Annotated in this window: 16 protein-coding genes; 12 read left to right on the top strand and 4 right to left on the bottom strand. The window is 28.4% G+C overall.

Features of this window, described 5'->3' with window-relative positions; genetic code table 11:
* Positions 1-155: 155 nt before the first annotated feature.
* A complete protein-coding gene (locus MHL31_RS15400) occupies positions 156-1,163 on the bottom strand; it encodes a 3-oxoacyl-ACP synthase III family protein (protein WP_240226868.1) in 1,008 nt (335 codons plus the stop codon).
* 267 nt (positions 1,164-1,430) lie between these two features.
* Here MHL31_RS15400 and MHL31_RS15395 point away from each other — a divergent pair, with 267 nt between their 5' ends.
* Complete coding sequence (locus tag MHL31_RS15395; protein WP_240226867.1) at positions 1,431-3,854, top strand: S9 family peptidase; 2,424 nt, start codon at positions 1,431-1,433, stop codon at positions 3,852-3,854.
* A 58-nt stretch (positions 3,855-3,912) separates the two neighbouring features.
* Here MHL31_RS15395 and MHL31_RS15390 read toward each other — a convergent pair whose 3' ends face one another.
* Positions 3,913-4,596, bottom strand: a complete 684-nt coding sequence (locus tag MHL31_RS15390; RefSeq protein WP_240226866.1) for a nitroreductase family protein — start codon at positions 4,594-4,596, stop codon at positions 3,913-3,915.
* A gap of 270 nt (positions 4,597-4,866) precedes the next feature.
* On the opposite strand from MHL31_RS15390, the gene htpG reads away from it, so the two are divergent.
* The 4 genes from htpG (at position 4,867) to MHL31_RS15370 (ending at position 8,888) form a co-directional block, all read left to right on the top strand.
* The gene (htpG, locus tag MHL31_RS15385) at positions 4,867-6,756 is read left to right on the top strand and encodes a molecular chaperone HtpG (RefSeq protein WP_240226865.1); all 1,890 of its coding nucleotides are present in this window, start codon (positions 4,867-4,869) and stop codon (positions 6,754-6,756) included.
* A gap of 146 nt (positions 6,757-6,902) precedes the next feature.
* Positions 6,903-7,586 carry a hypothetical protein gene (locus MHL31_RS15380; RefSeq protein WP_240226864.1) on the top strand — a complete coding sequence of 228 codons (684 nt, stop codon included), beginning with the start codon at positions 6,903-6,905 and terminating at the stop codon, positions 7,584-7,586.
* Positions 7,587-7,593: 7 nt separating this feature from the next.
* Positions 7,594-7,977 (top strand): NUDIX hydrolase, encoded by a 384-nt coding sequence (locus tag MHL31_RS15375; protein WP_240226863.1) that lies wholly within the window; start codon positions 7,594-7,596, stop codon positions 7,975-7,977.
* Positions 7,978-8,045: 68 nt separating this feature from the next.
* Positions 8,046-8,888 (top strand): RluA family pseudouridine synthase, encoded by an 843-nt coding sequence (locus MHL31_RS15370; RefSeq protein WP_240226862.1) that lies wholly within the window; start codon positions 8,046-8,048, stop codon positions 8,886-8,888.
* 37 nt (positions 8,889-8,925) lie between these two features.
* Here the strand turns inward: MHL31_RS15370 and MHL31_RS15365 are convergent, their stop codons facing one another.
* Entirely contained in the window at positions 8,926-9,714 is a 789-nt protein-coding gene (locus MHL31_RS15365) for a S1/P1 nuclease (RefSeq protein WP_240226861.1), read from the bottom strand.
* 111 nt (positions 9,715-9,825) lie between these two features.
* On the opposite strand from MHL31_RS15365, the gene MHL31_RS15360 reads away from it, so the two are divergent.
* The 5 genes from MHL31_RS15360 (at position 9,826) to MHL31_RS15340 (ending at position 13,318) form a co-directional block, all read left to right on the top strand.
* Positions 9,826-10,686: an SPFH domain-containing protein gene (locus tag MHL31_RS15360; protein WP_240226860.1), complete on the top strand. Its 861-nt coding sequence runs from the start codon at positions 9,826-9,828 to the stop codon at positions 10,684-10,686.
* An 89-nt stretch (positions 10,687-10,775) separates the two neighbouring features.
* A complete protein-coding gene (locus MHL31_RS15355) occupies positions 10,776-11,288 on the top strand; it encodes a hypothetical protein (RefSeq protein WP_240226858.1) in 513 nt (170 codons plus the stop codon).
* A complete protein-coding gene (locus MHL31_RS15350) occupies positions 11,278-12,225 on the top strand; it encodes a S9 family peptidase (protein ID WP_240226857.1) in 948 nt (315 codons plus the stop codon). Before MHL31_RS15355 ends, MHL31_RS15350 begins: the two co-directional genes overlap by 11 nt.
* Positions 12,226-12,228: 3 nt before the next feature.
* The gene (locus MHL31_RS15345) at positions 12,229-12,405 is read left to right on the top strand and encodes an Arc family DNA binding domain-containing protein (protein ID WP_240226856.1); all 177 of its coding nucleotides are present in this window, start codon (positions 12,229-12,231) and stop codon (positions 12,403-12,405) included.
* Positions 12,398-13,318 carry an aldose 1-epimerase gene (locus tag MHL31_RS15340; protein ID WP_240226855.1) on the top strand — a complete coding sequence of 307 codons (921 nt, stop codon included), beginning with the start codon at positions 12,398-12,400 and terminating at the stop codon, positions 13,316-13,318. The genes MHL31_RS15345 and MHL31_RS15340 overlap by 8 nt, the downstream gene beginning before the upstream one ends.
* A 107-nt stretch (positions 13,319-13,425) precedes the next feature.
* Here the strand turns inward: MHL31_RS15340 and MHL31_RS15335 are convergent, their stop codons facing one another.
* Positions 13,426-14,361, bottom strand: coding sequence for a calcium/sodium antiporter (locus MHL31_RS15335; protein WP_240226854.1), 936 nt, complete (start codon positions 14,359-14,361; stop codon positions 13,426-13,428).
* A gap of 148 nt (positions 14,362-14,509) precedes the next feature.
* Here MHL31_RS15335 and MHL31_RS15330 point away from each other — a divergent pair, with 148 nt between their 5' ends.
* Together MHL31_RS15330 and MHL31_RS15325 are read left to right on the top strand one after the other, a co-directional pair.
* Positions 14,510-14,869 (top strand): BlaI/MecI/CopY family transcriptional regulator, encoded by a 360-nt coding sequence (locus tag MHL31_RS15330; RefSeq protein ID WP_240226853.1) that lies wholly within the window; start codon positions 14,510-14,512, stop codon positions 14,867-14,869.
* On the top strand, positions 14,869-16,812 hold the full coding sequence (locus MHL31_RS15325) for a M56 family metallopeptidase (RefSeq protein ID WP_240226852.1): 1,944 nt from the start codon (positions 14,869-14,871) through the stop codon (positions 16,810-16,812). Before MHL31_RS15330 ends, MHL31_RS15325 begins: the two co-directional genes overlap by 1 nt.
* Positions 16,813-17,114: the final 302 nt, after the last annotated feature.

Genomic DNA, 17,114 nt, shown 5'->3' with positions numbered 1-17,114 from the left:
TCAATAGTAACAGTTTAAAGTAATCAAGCGTCTTTATAATATAATTCTACGGTGAAATTATAAAATATAAGGGTATAAGTAATTGTTTGAATTAATTAACTTTCCCCTAATAAAAAGCCTCTAAACTTGCATTCTGAGGCTTTTTTTATTTTTTACTACCAACGTATAATAACACTACCCCAAGTAAATCCACTTCCAAATGCTGCTAAAACAACAAGATCATTGTCTTTAATTTTTCCCTGTTCCCAAGCTTCCGTTAAAGCTATAATTACAGATGCAGCAGTTGTATTCCCATATTTTTGAATATTGCTATGAACTTTATCGTCAGATAATTTAAATTTCTTTTGAATAAATTGTGTGATACGCAGGTTTGCCTGATGCGGAATTAACATATCAATATCTGTAGCTTCTAAATTATTTGTTTTTAATCCTTCAAAAATAGCTTCAGAAAAACGAACAACTGCATGTTTAAAAACAAAAGTACCATTCATATATGGATAGTAAGACACATCATTTTCATCATTCTCTTCTAAAAGCTGTGGCACCCAATGCTTAATACTTGGCGCCAAAACAGTTAATTCTTCTGCATGCTTTCCTTCAGAATGTAAATGAGACGATAAAATACCTTTTGTATTATCTTCAGTTCTTGACAACACTGCTGCACCAGCACCATCACCAAAAATTACAGAAACACCTCTTCCTCTTGTTGTTTTATCTAAACCACCTGAGTGAAATTCTGAACCAACAACTAAAACATTTTTATACATTCCTGTTTTAATAAATTGATCTGCAACAGACATTGCATAAATAAACCCAGAACATTGGTTTCTTATATCTACCGCTCCAACAGTTCGCATTCCTAACATTTCCTGAATTTGAACACCACAACCAGGAAAATAATAATCTGGACTTAAAGTAGCAAAAACAATAAAATCAATATCCTCTGACGTTAAACCAGCTCTTTCTATCGCAATTCGAGATGCTTTTGCTCCCATTACAGCCGATGTATCTTCACTCCCTTCTTTTATCCACCTACGTTCTTTTATACCTGTTCTTTCCTGAATCCAAGCATCATTTGTATCCATCATTTTGGATAAATCATCATTTGTAACAATAGTATCAGGTACATAATATCCAAGTCCTGTTATTTTAGAATTATACATATTTTTATATTTGGTTATAGTATTTTGAAACTCTGTAAAACAGTAATTATTTTACAGCTACTACAATAATAATTAAATAAATACTAAAAATAAACAGATTTCTTAGAATTTTTCAAAAAAAAGCAATAAATATTTCATATTTAAAAAAACTTATTTTTAGACAAAAATTTAACCATATAATTTAATACTACCTTTTAACATTTTATTAATAAGGTTATTAGTCTTGTTTTATTAGATTTAACAATAATCAGTTTAAACAATTTTAGTATGAAAAAAATATTTTTTACAGTAGCTATGGCTATGCTTTGCGGACCCTTTATGTTTGCACAAGAAGCGCTAACCTATCAAAAACCTCCTCAAGAAATCTTAGAACTTGCAGAGGCACCACTAGCACCAACAATGAGAATGGATGAAAAAGGTGAAAATTTTGTCTTTTTATACCGGTCTAACTTCAAAAATATTGAAGAACTTTCCGAAACAGAAATGCGACTTGCTGGACTTAGAATTAATCCTAAAACCAACATAAATAGTAGACAGCGCTATTATACCAATATTAAAGTACGTGTTGGAAAAAACTCCAAAGAAGAAAATGTTAGTGGCTTACCTAATAACGGACGCTACTCTTACTTTTCGTGGTCTCCTAATCAAAAAAAGATGGCCTTTACAAATACCGTAAATACTGGTGTGGAACTTTGGATATTAGATATTGAAGCCAAAACTGCAAAAAAAATAACCGAAGCCAACTTAAATGCAAATACAGGCATGCCATTTTCTTGGTTTAAAGACAGTAATTCAATACTAATAAAAACTATTTCAAAAGAAAAACAAGCATTAATTGATACTAAAACTGCTGTTCCAACTGGACCTACAATATCAATTAGTGAACAAGGTGTAAAAGCTCAAAATAGAACCTATCAAGACCTTTTAAAAAATAAAAGTGACGAACACAATTTTGAACAGCTTGCATTGGCAGAACTGTATAAAATAGATTTAAATGGTAACAAAACGCTTTGGAAAAAAAGCGATATGTACAGTGGTATCTCTTTCTCTCCAGACGGAAATTATATTTTAATTAACACCATAGAAAAACCTTTTTCATATTTAGTACCTTACCGTAGATTCCCTTCAAAAACAACAATTTATAATGCCGATGGAACGCTGGTAAAAACAATATTAGAAATCCCTTTAATTGAAGACTTGCCAAAAGGGTTTATGGCTGTTAGAACAGGAATAAGAAACCTTAGTTGGAGAGCCGATAAACCTGCTACACTTTATTGGTGCGAAGCTTTAGATGAAGGTGATCCTGCTAAAGAAGTTGCTTTTAGAGATGAAGTTTTTGAATTAAATGCACCTTTTAATGGTAAAGCTAATTCAATATTAAAAACAATTGGTAGATTTTCTGGTATAGATTGGGGTAATAACACAACTGCAATTGCATATGATTATTGGTGGAATACTCGAAATACAAAAACCTATATTTTTAATCCATCTAATAATAACATTGAACCTAAATTAATTTCAGATAGAAATTATCAAGATCAGTACAGCGATCCTGGAAGTTTTGTTACAAAAAGAAATGAATTTGGCAGGTATACACTTTCATTAAATAAAGGAAATGCCTATTTGATTGGAGATGGTTACAGCGAAGCTGGAAAGTTCCCGTTTGTTGATGAACTAAGTTTAAAAAACTTAAAAACTAAAAGGCTATACCAATCTAAATTAACCGATAAAGTTGAAGGTATTTTAGATATTTTAGATATTAGAAAAGGTGAAATTATTGTTCGTATAGAATCTAAAAACGAATACCCTAATTATTACATCAGAAATATTAAAAAAAGGTCGAAACCAATTGCTTTAACAACTTTTGAAAATCCTTTTAAAAGCATACAAAATGTGCATAAAGAAGTTATTAAATACAAAAGAGATGACGGCATAGAACTATCGGGAGTTTTATATTTACCTACAAACTATCAAGAAGGTAAAAAATACCCAATGGTAATGTGGGCTTATCCAAGAGAATATAAAGATAAGAGTAGTGCAGGACAAAGTACTTCAAATTCAAATGAATTTACATATCCTTATTATGGTTCTATGGTGTATTGGGTAACTAGAGGTTATGTGGTTTTAGATGATGCTTCGTTCCCAATAGTTGGTGAAGGAGATGAAGAGCCTAACGATACATTTATTAAACAGTTAGTAGCCAATGGAAAAGCTGCAATTGATGCCGTTGATAAATTAGGGTATATTGATAGAAATAAAGTTGCTGTTGGAGGACACTCTTACGGTGCTTTTATGACTGCTAATTTATTAGCACATTCTAATTTATTTGCCGCTGGAATTGCCAGAAGTGGTGCATACAACAGAACTTTAACTCCTTTTGGATTTCAAAGTGAAGAACGTAATTATTGGGAAGCTCCAGAAATTTATTACCAAATGTCTCCTTTTATGCATGCAGACACTATGAAAACTCCGTTATTATTAATCCACGGAGAAGCAGATAATAATTCTGGAACATATCCATTACAAAGTGAACGCTATTTTAATGCTTTAAAAGGATTAGGTGCTCCAGTTCGTTTAGTAATGCTTCCAAAAGAAAGTCATGGATATAGCGCTAAAGAATCGGTATTACATATGCTTTGGGAACAAGACCAATGGTTAGAAAAATATGTAAAAAATAGAGTTATGGAATAATATTAAATTTTAATTATTAATTGAAAGCTGTATGAAAATTAAATTTTCATACAGCTTTTTAATATAGTTCCATTACCTCTTCAAGAGACTTACGTTTATTATCTGGCACAAATACGTTTTCCGCCTGATAACCTACTGGCAACACTAAAAAAGCACGTTCATTATCTGGACGCTTTAATATTTTTTCTAAAAAACGCATAGGACTTGGAGTATGAGTTAATGTTACCAAACCCGCATTATGTATTGCCGAAATTAATAAGCCACAAGCCAAACCAACAGACTCGTTTACATAATAATTTTGTTCTTTATTACCATTCAAATCATATTCATAAGAGTGCTTAAACACAATTATTAAATAAGGTGCAGTTTCTAAAAAAGGCTTATTTGCATCAGTCCCTAAATGTTTTAAATCTTTCAACCATTCATCATTCATTCTTTCACTATAACTTTTGCGCTCTTCGGCTTCAGCAGCTAATCTAATTTCTTTTTTAATTTCAGCGCTTTTTACAACACAAAAAGTCCAAGGTTGTTTATTTGCTCCAGAAGGTGCTGTAGATGCAGTTTTAATTATATTTTCAATTACTTCTAAGGGCACATTTTTATCCGAAAAATCACGAACTGATCTTCTTTTATTAGACGATTCAAAATATTCTTTAGATTTTTTCAACATTTCTTCTTCAGAAAAAACTGCTTGTTTATAGCTATAATGCTTGTAACCATTTATTAAAATAAAATCATCCATACGTAAATTGTTATTTTGCCATAAAAATAAGTAATTATTACAAATTAAAGTTTTTTCATCTTTTAAACTTTTCTACTAATTCCCTTTAAAAAATATACTTAAAAAGTCTATATGTAAAACCTAGCCAATATTAACCTTAAATTAATAAAATCACTTGTTTTAAATTATGATTTAAACTTAGAAAAGTGCCAGTTTGTCACCCTAACTAGTTTGGTATTTTTTTTGACCAATACAATGTTATAAAAATTAAATTTAATAAAATAAAAAAATATGGCAACTGGAAATATTAATGTAACTGCGGAGAACATTTTTCCTATTATTAAAAAATTCTTGTACTCGGATCACGAAATATTTTTACGTGAATTAATCTCAAACGCAACGGATGCGACTTTAAAATTAAAACACTTATCTACTTTAGGTGAAGTTAAAGGAGATATTGGAAATCCAATGCTTGAGATAAAAGTTGATAAAGAAAAAAAGGAAATTAGAATTATTGACCAAGGAATTGGAATGACAGGTGAAGAAGTTGAAAAATACATTAACCAAGTCGCTTTTTCTGGAGCAGAAGAATTTGTTGAAAAATACAAAGACAAAGTTGAAGATTCTGGTATTATTGGTCATTTTGGTTTAGGTTTCTACTCTTCTTTTATGGTAGCTGAAAGAGTTGAAATATTTACTAAATCTTTTGTCGAAGGTTCAAAAGCTGTACGTTGGGAATGTGACGGAAGTCCAAAATACACCTTAGAAGAAACAGATAAAACAGATAGAGGAACAGAAATTGTACTTCATATAGACGAAGAATCTTTAGATTTTTTAGAAGAAAGTAAAATAAACGAACTTTTAAATAAGTACAATAAGTTTATGCCAATTCCAATTAAATTTGGAACACGTGAAGAAAATTTACCTCTTCCAGAAGATGCAGATAAAGATGCAAAACCAGAAACAATTACAGTAGATAATATTGTAAACAACCCTACTCCTGCTTGGACAAAAAGTCCTAGTGATTTAACCGATGAAGATTATAAAGCTTTCTATAGAGAATTGTATCCAATGCAATTTGAAGAACCTTTATTTAACATTCATTTAAATGTAGATTACCCATTTAATTTAACAGGTATTTTATACTTCCCTAAATTAAATAAAAGTGTAGACCCTACAAAAGATAAAATACAACTATACCAAAATCAAGTATTTGTAACTGACAATGTAGAAGGAATTGTTCCTGACTTTTTACAAATGCTACGTGGAGTAATAGATTCTCCAGATATTCCTTTAAACGTATCTCGTTCGTATTTACAAGCAGATGGTGCGGTTAAAAAAATCTCAAGCTATATTACACGTAAAGTTGCAGATAAACTAATTAGTTTATTTAAAAATGATAGAAAAGCTTTTGAAGAAAAATGGGATGATATTAAAGTTATTATTGAATACGGAATGCTTTCTGAAGAAAAATTCTTCGAAAAATCTGACAAATTTGCATTGTATCCAACAGTAGATAAAGAGTACTTTACTTTTGATGAATTAATCGAAAAAATAAAACCTGCACAAACAGATAAAGACGATAAAACTATAATTCTTTATGCTTCAGATGTAAAAGAACAACACAGTTATATAGATGCTGCTAAAGAAAAAGGATACCAAGTACTTTTATTAGACTCACCAATTGTTTCACATTTAATTCAAAAATTAGAAGGAAGCAAAGAAAACATTCAATTTACAAGAGTTGACGGTGACCACATCGACAACTTAATTAAAAAAGACGAAAATGTAATAAGTAAACTTTCTGATGAAGAAAAAGAAACCTTAAAACCTATTATTGAAGGTGCAATTCCTAAAGAAACTTATACTGTACAGTTAGAAGCTATGGATTCTAACGCCAACCCATTTATGATTACGCAACCTGAGTTTATGCGTAGAATGAAAGAAATGCAAGCTACCGGTGGTGGTGGTATGATGGGAATGGGTAATTTTCCAGAAATGTACAATTTAGTTGTAAATACTAATAATGAGTTGGTAAGTGAAATTTTAAATACAAAAACTAAAAAGAAACAAGAACGACTTATTCAACAAGCGTTTGACTTGGCAAGACTTTCTCAAAACCTTTTAAAAGGTGAAGAGCTTACCCAATTTATAAAACGTAGTTTTCAAATGGTGAAGTAAAAACCATTAATAATAAACACTTTAACATAGATTTAATAAATAGCCTCAACTACGGTTGAGGCTATTTTTATTATTTTTGTATACTAAACAGCTAAATTTAGAGTAATTGGCATTTTTTTTGCTATTATGTAATTTAAAATCTAACTATGAAGGTTTCATTAAAAATATTTTTCAGCTTTTTGTTAATAAATACAGTAATTAATACTGCTTTTGCACAAGCCGACACTACAAAAATTAAAAAATTTGATAATGAAATAAATACCACCAGAAGCACCAATCAATTAAAAGCAAAATCCTTCGGTTCTAAAGTAAGTACTAATAATCAATTAGATCTTAATATAAACAAACAGGTAAATACTGCAGCAATTAACAAGCAATTAAACTCTGCTAAACCCAATAATAATTCAAATTTTTTAATGGAAAATTTACCTGAAAATAAAGATATTATTGGAAAAAAATATTTTAAAAATAAAGATGTAACCCATACAAAACTTAACAGCACCTTCAGTTTAGGTACAGTAAAAAGCACCACAAAAAGGGTAAAAGTTGAATGTAGAGACTATAGTTATGTAGATGGAGATAGAATTAGAATTTTTGTAAATGAACAGCTAGTTAGCGATAATATTGGCTTAAAAGGTAACTATTATGTATATTATATAGATTTAGAAGAAGGCTATAACAGAGTTGATTTTCAAGCAATAAACCAAGGTTTATCTGGTCCAAATACTGCTGAATTAAATTTATATGATGCCAACGGAAACCTTATATCTTCTAAAGAATGGGCGCTTGCAACTGGCCAAAATGCTACATTAGGAGTAATTTATCATTAATATATTTATGATTTTAGCTGCTTCAGGAATTATTTTAGACAACAAAAAAATACTATTACTTAAACGTTCGAATTACACAGAAAGATATCCTGGTTTTTGGGGCTGTCCAGGTGGAAGAACTGAAAAAGGTGAAACAGCTGTTCAAAATGTAATTAGAGAAGTTAAAGAAGAATGTAATTTGGATTTTACACCTACAAAAATTATTAAGACAGGTGTTTGGCAGGGCAAAAAATACTATCGTTTTTTAGGAAACTGGACAGGTGAAATAAAAATTCAGGAAGAAGAAGTTGCTGATTATAATTGGTTTTCATTTTCTGAAGCCGCAAACCTAAAACTTTCTTTTGATTATAAAGAAATTATAGAAATACTTCACCAACAAAAATTACTTTAAATAACAAAAACACAATTATTAAAATAGTAGATACGCATATTGTCCCAAAAAGTATAGAAAAAATAAGGTTGCAAGAATATGCTCCAAAAATATTTTATACATACATACCCTCAAATAGCGGTGTTAAAAAAGCTATAAAACAAGGTAGAGTTCTTATTGATGGAGTAATTGCCAAAACTGCAACCTGGGTTAAACCTGATCAAATAATTGAACTTATTGACGACCCTAATAAACAACCTAAAGTTTATAAATTTAATTTAGAGGTTATATTTGAAGATGACCATATTGCAGTTATTAACAAACCGGCTGGAATTACTGTAAGTGGAAATAAATTTAAAACTATTGCAAATGCTTTATCTTATAATTTAAAAAAAAGCCAGCAATTAGATGCATTAACCATTCCTACTCCTGTACATAGATTAGATAACCAAACCTCTGGTATTTTATTAGTAGCAAAAACTAAAACTGCACAAATAGAACTTGGTAAACAATTTAAAAATCAAACAATAAAAAAACAATACAGTGCTATTGTAATTGGTAAAATAATTAAGACTGAAACTATAGACCTCCCTATTGATAATAAACCCTCCATAACTAATTTTGAAGTTGTAAAATCTTTTCACTCGCTAAAATATGATATACTAAGCCTTATAAAAGCATTTCCTAAAACTGGAAGAACACATCAAATTAGAATACATATGGCAAGTATTAACCGCCCAATTTTAGGAGATAAATTATATGGTAATCCAGAAACAATCCATAAAGGGAAAGGCTTATTTTTATGTGCATCTAAAATTATTTTTGAACACCCAAAAACCAGCTTACAAACAACAATTAAAATAAATTTACCACAAAAATTTACTTCAATTATTACAAGAGAAGAAAGACGTTGGAATAACTATAATAGCTAATTGCTAACCGACAGCCTAGACATTACATTTTTAAAAATTACGAAAACAAATCATTTAATACTTTAGCTAGCCTAATACCTGCTACTTGAAGTTGATTTCTAGCCAAACTAAAATAATCATACATATATCTGTAACCTAATTTATCTCCCATTTTAGCAGATTTATAAACTTCACCAGCAAGTTGATGAGTTTCATCTACCCAATCTAAAACAGTTCCTTTTTGTAAATATTTAACCTGTTTTTTCGAAATTTTATCAGCGTTAGCTACTAATTCAGTATAAGACATATTATAACTATCAATCATATCAGAGTCCCAAACTCTATGTAGATTTGTTTCTTTATTAAACCATTTCACTTGCAAATCATTACCTCCTCTATCTTTAACATTTGCAACATGCAATGGCTGATGTAAATCTCCAATTAAATGTACCAGCATTTTTAAATAAAATACTTTATCTTCTTTACTTGATGTATCATCTAAAAGCACCTCCTTACACTTAGTTATCCCTACCATTAAATCTCCTTCAGGATTTTTAAAAGCACCCATATACTTAGCTCCAAAAGGTATATTTATATAATGCCAAGAATTGAATTTATCATAACTACTATCGGATTTAATCTCATCACCAAAAGTTGAAACAAATGCTAAACTTTTACCATTTAACAATTCAGCAATTTTCCGTTTGGTTTTAGCTTTTAAATAACCTTCAGCAATTTTACCAATTGTTCTATGCCCAGTTCCACCCCAATTTGGGTTTATAGCATTTATAGATGAAAAGCTAAATAAAAATACAATTAGAATACAGCTAAAACTTTTAAACTTCATTATTAATATTTTTATCAAATATATAAATAATGTTTGTTATAAACTTGTATAAATTAAAAAAAATAACATATCTTTATAGTATCATTTTAATATCATTTTAAATCTATAACCATGACAAACGAAAAAACCATAAAAGCACCTAACGGCTATTTAATGTTAGCTTTATTATGCATCTTAATTACTGCTTTTATTTTAGGAATTACCCAAGAAAACCCATACTTAATTATTCCTTCAATTATTTTAATTATCGCTATTATTCCTGGATTTATCCTTGTAAACCCAAACACCTCAAAAGTATTATTACTATTTGGAAAATACATTGGAACCATTAAAGAGAATGGCTTTTACTGGGCCAATCCATTATACAAAAAAAGAGGTATTTCATTAAGAGCTAGTAATTTTGATAGCGAACGTGTTAAAGTGAACGACAAGCTAGGAAACCCTATTATGATTAGCACAATTGCTGTTTGGAAAGTAAATGATACTTATAAAGCTGCCTTTGAAGTAGACAATTACGAAAATTTTGTACGTGTACAATCTGATGCTGCTGTTAGAAAATTAGCTAGTTTATATCCATATGACAATTTTGAAGATGATGGTAAAATTGAAGAAATTACCTTAAGAGCAAGCGTAAATGAAGTTAGTCAAGCATTAGAAGAAGAGCTTTCAGAACGTTTAAACATGGCAGGTATTGAAGTTTTAGAAGCTAGAATTGGCTATTTAGCTTATGCGCAAGAAATAGCAAGCGCAATGTTAAAACGCCAACAAGCAACAGCAATTATTGCAGCACGTCATAAAATTGTTGAAGGTGCTGTTAGTATGGTTGAAATGGCTTTAGATAAATTAAATAAAAATAAAGTAGTAGAATTTGATGAAGAAAGAAAAGCAGCTATGGTCAGTAATTTAATGGTGGTACTTTGTTCAGATAAAGACACTACTCCTATTGTAAATACTGGAACTTTAAACCATTAAAACAAGCTCTATAAAAATAGATTTTAAACAATAATTTTAAATTTATTTCTGTATATTAAAAAGCTTAAAAGTCAAAATTAACTTAAACAATGAAAGTCTTTACTGAAAAACAAAAATTTAATCAATCCTTAGTATATATTGGAATCTCAATATGTTTAATTGTTGTTGTTCTCTCTATAATACACGAATGGAAAAAATTTGCAAATGAAAGCCTAGGAGAACAAATTGCCGCCATTATGGGACTTATAATTATATTATTAGTAATAATACTATTTACATTACTTAAACTTGAAACAAAGATTGATGAATATGGTGTTAAATATAAATTTTACCCATTTCATGGTTCTTATAAATATATTTCTTGGTCTTCTATTGCTAAATGCTACATTAGAGAATACAGCCCTATTTCAGAATATGGAGGTTGGGGAATAAAAAGTAGCTTTAAAAAGAAAATAGGAAATGCTTATACCACAAAAGGCTCAATAGGTTTACAGTTAATACTTAAAAACGGAAAAAAAATACTTATTGGAACTCAAAAGAAAGAAGAATTAGAACGCGTTTTAACTACATATAAACATAAAATAGAAACTAATGAACTATAAAATAATCACATTTTTAATATTTTTTATTTCTATTTTAACAGTTGCACAGGAGAAAGAATACACTGAAATAGAGCTTAGTATTCCTACAAATTCAGTAACAATAAATGGAACTTTACTAACGCCTAATTCATCAGAGAAAAATCCTTTAGTTATAATAATTCCAGGATCTGGACCTACCGATAGAGATGGTAATAATGCAATGATGAAAAACAATTCATTAAAATTTTTAGCAGAAACATTAAGCGCTAAAAATATTGCAACGTATAGATATGATAAAAGTGCTCTTTCTTACTCAAAAGAAGCAATAGAAAAAATAGACACACTAACATTTAATACTTTTATATATGAGGCTAAAAGTGTAATAAATTATTTTAAAAAAACCGAAAAGTATTCAAAAATAATAGTTGCTGGCCATAGCCAAGGAAGTTTGGTTGGAATGATCGCTTCACAAAATAAAGCCGACGGATTTATTTCTTTAGAAGGTGCTGGAAGAAGTCTTGATAAAATATTAGTAGAGCAAATAGAATTACAAGCACCTTTTTTAAAAGAAGAAACCCAAAAAATTGTAACCGAACTAAAAAAAGGAAATACTGTTGATGAATTTAACCCCATGTTAATTTCTCTTTTCAACAAACAAATACAACCTTTTTTAATTTCGTGGATAGAATACAACCCACAAGAAGAAATAGCAAAATTAGCTATTCCAATATTAATAATTAATGGTTCTAAAGATATACAAGCAAAAGTTATAGATGCGGAACTATTACACAAAGCTGCTCCAAACTCTAAACTATTTATTATTGAAAATATGAACCATATTTTTAAAGAAATAAAAGGAGATTTAAATGAAAATATGCAATCTTATAACGATTCTAAACTACCAATTATGCAAAATTTTTCAGATAAAATAAGCACCTTTGTAAAAGATTTAAAATAAATTATGCCAAAGAAAAAAGCATTTGCACTAAGAATAAATGAAGACATGCTCAAAGCAATTGAGAAATGGGCTGCAGATGAATTTCGTTCAACTAATGGACAGTTGGAATGGATGTTAAATAAATGCCTAAAAGACGCAAAACGAATTCCGAAAAACAATAATAACAAAAATAATGTATAAAATTACAGTCACAAAAAACGAAAACCCACTTCTAAATGAAGTTATAGTCTCTAACAAAGCTCTAAATTTTGAAAGCAGTATTTTCCCTAATTTAGGAGCTTCACTACAAAAATTAAATTGTAATAATATTGAATTAATAGATGGAATTTCACCTGATTCTAACGGATTAGAAACCTATAAAAGCAAATATAATTCAGCAATATTATTTCCGTTTCCAAATAGAATTACCAATGGAACTTATCAATTTGAAAATAAAAATTATAGCCTAGAAATTAATGAAACCGCTTTAAACAACAGGCTACACGGTTTAGTATTTAACCAATACTTTACTATAAAAGAACAAACTGCTACTGAAGAAAGTGCCAAAATAGTCTTAAACTATAAGTACAATGGACAAATTGCTGGTTTTCCATTTCCTTACAACCTAGAACTTACATATACATTTACTAAAAATAAAATAAGCCTTAATTTTGAAGTATTAAACGAAGGAAAAACAGCCTTTCCATTTGGTTTTGGTTGGCATCCGTATTTTAAAGTCACTGATTTAAATAATAGCACGCTAGATTTTGAAGCAAAAACTCAATATTTAGTAGATAAAAATATGATTCCTACAGGTGAAACCCCTTTAAAGTTTAAAACTCCATTACTTATTAACGATACTTTTTTAGATGATTGTTTTATAACCGAAAAATCAAACACTTCTTTAAAAACAAGTACATATAATATTAATATCGACTTTTCATCTAAAAAACCAACTAGTTTTTTACAAGTATATACTCCAGATACTAGAGATTGTATTGCTATTGAACCAATGACTTGCGCTCCAAATAGCTTTAACAATAAAGATGGCTTACTTACCTTAGAAGCTGATCAAAAGTATACTTGGACAGTTGATTTAAAATATTCTATTTAAATAAACATCTTCTAAAATAGAACTATTGAAATTATTAAAATAATATTTTTCAAACCTAACAGGTTTTTAAAACCTGTTAGGTTCAACAACTTAACTCAACTAAGTAATTAAGCAACCATTTTATAAATAAAGCCACCATACAAGGCAATTAAAATTAAACCTTCTTTCCAACTTAATTTCATTTTTACAGGCGCAAAAACCAATGGAAGTACTAAAAGTGACACACCAAGCATCCAATAAATATCGCTAGTTAACAAACCTTGATCTTTTACAGAAACTGGAGTTATTATAGATGTTATTCCTAAAACAGCTAAAATATTAAACACATTAGAACCAATTAAATTTCCTAAAGAAATTGCTTTTTCCTTTTTAAGTATTGCAATTACAGACGCGGCTAACTCAGGTATACTTGTTCCAATAGAAACTATTGTTACACCAATAACACGCTCACTTACATTAAATTTAGTCGCTAAACCTACGGCACCATCAATTAATAATTCTGAACCTCCCCAAAGAGCAATTCCTCCAATAATTAAAAACAATATGTTTTTATAAAGTGGCAATTCTTCATTATCATCAGGTAAATCTTCAACAACAGCTGGTTTTTGAAATTTTAATAAATAAAATAAAAAAACTACAAGCATTGAAAATAAGATAATTCCTTCATACCTAACCAAAACCCCATCAAAAGCAATAAAACCATATAACATCAACGAAGCCACCATCATAACTGGCCAATCTGTTTTATAAAAACTTTTTTCAACACTAATTGTTGAAATTAAAATAGTGATTGCTAAAACCAATCCTAAATTTGCAATATTTGAACCTATAACATTTCCAAGCGCTAAATCAGCATAACCATCTAAAGCCGATTTTACACTCACAATTAACTCTGGAGCAGAAGTTGCAAAGGAAACTACCGTCATACCAATTACAATCTTTGGTATTTCTAAACGTAAAGAAAACCCAACTGCAGCTTTTAACAACCAATTTCCTCCCAATATTAATATCCCCAATCCAACAACAATAAACAATAAATTCATAAAAAATATTTTGTGCAAATATAACAGAAATAAAATCGTAAAGAATGAAGTTTTAAAATTTGAACAACTTAAAATTTAGTTAAATAACTATTTTTATAGTTGCGTAACTAAATAAATAGTTTATATTTGACTTATAATTTCAAAAAATATGGAAAAACTCACCAATAAAGAAGAAGAAATAATGCAGGTTTTGTGGAAGTTAAAAAAAGCTTTTGTTAAAGAAGTTGTTGCCGAATTACCAAAACCTAAACCACATTACAACACCGTTTCTACAGTTATTAGAAAAATGGAGGATAAAGGGTTTATAAAACATGAAGCTTTTGGAAATACGCACCGCTACTATCCTATAATTTCAAAAGAAGACTACAGAAAAGGCTACTTTTCAAATGCTATTCAAAATTATTTTGAAGATTCTTATAAAAATGTGGTTTCATTTTTTGCTAAAGAAGAGAAAATTAGCGTTGATGAATTACGTGAGATTATTAAACTAATTGAAAACAAAAAATAATGGAATATTTACTAAAAGCAAGCGGTTTAATAACCATTCTATTTATATTTTATAATGTTTTTTTAAAAAAAGAAACCTTTTATAAATCAATTCGCCATTATTTTTTAATAGGTATCTTATGCTCTTTAGCTATTCCTTTTATAGAAATCCCTGTTTATATAGAACAAGCTGTTACTAATTTTAATACAACAAACTTGGTAACTAACGTAAACATTACAACTACTTCTGAAGGTGAAACATTTAATTGGATATCAATACTACCACTTATTTATACGGTTGGAGTAGTGTTTTTTACTGGTAAATTTTTAATTCAAATAGTTTCATTATTTTATTTAATCTACAAGAATGAAATTTCTAAACAAAATAATTTTTACTTTATAAAAACAAATCGAAACATCACTCCTTTTTCATTTTTCAACTATATAGTTTACAACCCTAATAATTATAATCAACAAGAATTAGAACAAATTATTACCCATGAAAAGGCTCATGTAAATCAACTACATACTTTAGACACCATTTTAACACATTTAGTTGTAATACTTTTATGGTTTAATCCTTTTGTATGGCTTTATAAGAAAATTGTATTACAAAACTTAGAATTTTTAGCAGACAAACAAGCTATAGAAACATCTAAAAATACAGAATTATACCAACTTACACTCCTTAAAACAAGTGGTAATAATTATTACACAGCCTTAACCAATAACTTTTACAATTCATTAATAAAAAAACGCATTATGATGTTACATAAAACACCTTCAAAAAAATTAAATCAATGGAAATATTCATTGTTAATTCCAGTAATAATAGCATTTATAGCTACATTTAATACTAAAACAATAGCGCAAGAGAAAAAGCTTACAGAAATTGAAAATATAGATAAACTGGAAGTAAAATTAAAATTAGATAAAGATACTGACAATGAAACTTTAAAAGAAGAAGCCGCATTTTTTAAAAAACAATTTGATGCAGATATTTCGTTTAAAAACATAAAAAGAAATAGTAATAATGAAATTACAGGTATTAAAATAACTTCAAAATATAATTCTAACTCAACAGTTTTTATAAGAAAAAGTGACGAACCAATATCTCCTATACTCATAACTTATAATTCTGAAATTGATAAAATAAATATTGGAGATGCCAGTAATGAAGATCCAGAAAGTGATTACTCAAAAAACATAAAAATTCATGAGAAACACAAAAAGATTCATGAGAAAATTAAAATAACAAATAACTTAAACACTTCAAAAATAAATAATGACACTTTAATAGTTGAGAATAATAAATTTATAATAAATAAAATTGATGATAACAATATAGAGGTTGAAGTAACTGAAACAGAAGATTCAGATAAAAAAAATACAGTAAAAGTTACTAATGCAATCTTTATTTCTGATGAAGGTGAAGAAACTAAAATTGATCTGGATAAAATTAATGCTAGTGAAAATACTTATGTTATTGAAAGTGATGATGCAAAAGGACATAAAATTAAAACCTACACTACCAATAACGAAAGCTCAATAATTAATGAGAAAGAAAAACCACTAGTATTTGTTAATGGCAAAGAAACTTCTTATGAAAATATTGAAAAAATATCACCAGAAAATATTAAATCAATTTCTGTTCTAAAAGATGATTCTGCAATTAAAAAATATGGTGAAAAAGCTAAAAAGGGAGTGATAGAAATAACAACGAAAGAAAATTACAGTGTTACAATTAATGTTGATGAAAAAGAAATTTCAACAAATTTAAACAGAATTACTGATGATAATAAACCATTGGTATTAGTTAACGGCAAAGAAATATCTACAGAAGAAATGAAAAATCTAGATCCAGATACAATTAAATCTATGAATGTTATTAAAAACCAAAATACCATTAAAAAATATGGTGAGAAAGGTAAAAATGGAGTTATAGAAATAACTTTAAAAGAATAACAATCAACTAAAGTTTTAACAACCTCTTATCTAAATTAAGGTAAGAGGTTTTTTTATAAAAAAGATAGAAATTAAATTTTAAACCATTTTTATTCATAAAAACCGCATTACGTTTATTAACAACATAAAAAACAAGCTTTATTTACTTACATAATACACAAAATAAATTATTTTTAATTACAAAAGTAAACTATAACGTAGTAATAAAATTAAAACAATAAATTAAAAACGTATTTTAATTAACAAATGAAAGGTAATTATATTAATAACAATTAAATTTGTTGCAAGTAGCCTCTAATTCT

The organism is Lutibacter sp. A80, assembly GCF_022429645.1.
Classification (GTDB): Bacteria; Bacteroidota; Bacteroidia; order Flavobacteriales; family Flavobacteriaceae; genus Lutibacter.
The sequence above is the reverse complement of the archived record's forward strand: the minus strand, read 5'-3'. Positions and strand labels throughout refer to the sequence as shown.

Excerpts from the sequence above, each read along its gene's own strand:
- MHL31_RS15400 (WP_240226868.1), bottom strand. The coding sequence starts at position 1,163 with ATGTATAATTCTAAAATAACAGGACTTGGATATTATGTACCTGATACT.
- MHL31_RS15395 (WP_240226867.1), top strand. The coding sequence starts at position 1,431 with ATGAAAAAAATATTTTTTACAGTAGCTATGGCTATGCTTTGCGGACCC.
- MHL31_RS15390 (WP_240226866.1), bottom strand. The coding sequence starts at position 4,596 with ATGGATGATTTTATTTTAATAAATGGTTACAAGCATTATAGCTATAAA.
- htpG (WP_240226865.1), top strand. The coding sequence starts at position 4,867 with ATGGCAACTGGAAATATTAATGTAACTGCGGAGAACATTTTTCCTATT.
- MHL31_RS15380 (WP_240226864.1), top strand. The coding sequence starts at position 6,903 with ATGAAGGTTTCATTAAAAATATTTTTCAGCTTTTTGTTAATAAATACA.
- MHL31_RS15375 (WP_240226863.1), top strand. The coding sequence starts at position 7,594 with ATGATTTTAGCTGCTTCAGGAATTATTTTAGACAACAAAAAAATACTA.
- MHL31_RS15365 (WP_240226861.1), bottom strand. The coding sequence starts at position 9,714 with ATGAAGTTTAAAAGTTTTAGCTGTATTCTAATTGTATTTTTATTTAGC.
- MHL31_RS15360 (WP_240226860.1), top strand. The coding sequence starts at position 9,826 with ATGACAAACGAAAAAACCATAAAAGCACCTAACGGCTATTTAATGTTA.
- MHL31_RS15355 (WP_240226858.1), top strand. The coding sequence starts at position 10,776 with ATGAAAGTCTTTACTGAAAAACAAAAATTTAATCAATCCTTAGTATAT.
- MHL31_RS15350 (WP_240226857.1), top strand. The coding sequence starts at position 11,278 with ATGAACTATAAAATAATCACATTTTTAATATTTTTTATTTCTATTTTA.
- MHL31_RS15345 (WP_240226856.1), top strand. The coding sequence starts at position 12,229 with ATGCCAAAGAAAAAAGCATTTGCACTAAGAATAAATGAAGACATGCTC.
- MHL31_RS15340 (WP_240226855.1), top strand. The coding sequence starts at position 12,398 with ATGTATAAAATTACAGTCACAAAAAACGAAAACCCACTTCTAAATGAA.
- MHL31_RS15335 (WP_240226854.1), bottom strand. The coding sequence starts at position 14,361 with ATGAATTTATTGTTTATTGTTGTTGGATTGGGGATATTAATATTGGGA.
- MHL31_RS15330 (WP_240226853.1), top strand. The coding sequence starts at position 14,510 with ATGGAAAAACTCACCAATAAAGAAGAAGAAATAATGCAGGTTTTGTGG.
- MHL31_RS15325 (WP_240226852.1), top strand. The coding sequence starts at position 14,869 with ATGGAATATTTACTAAAAGCAAGCGGTTTAATAACCATTCTATTTATA.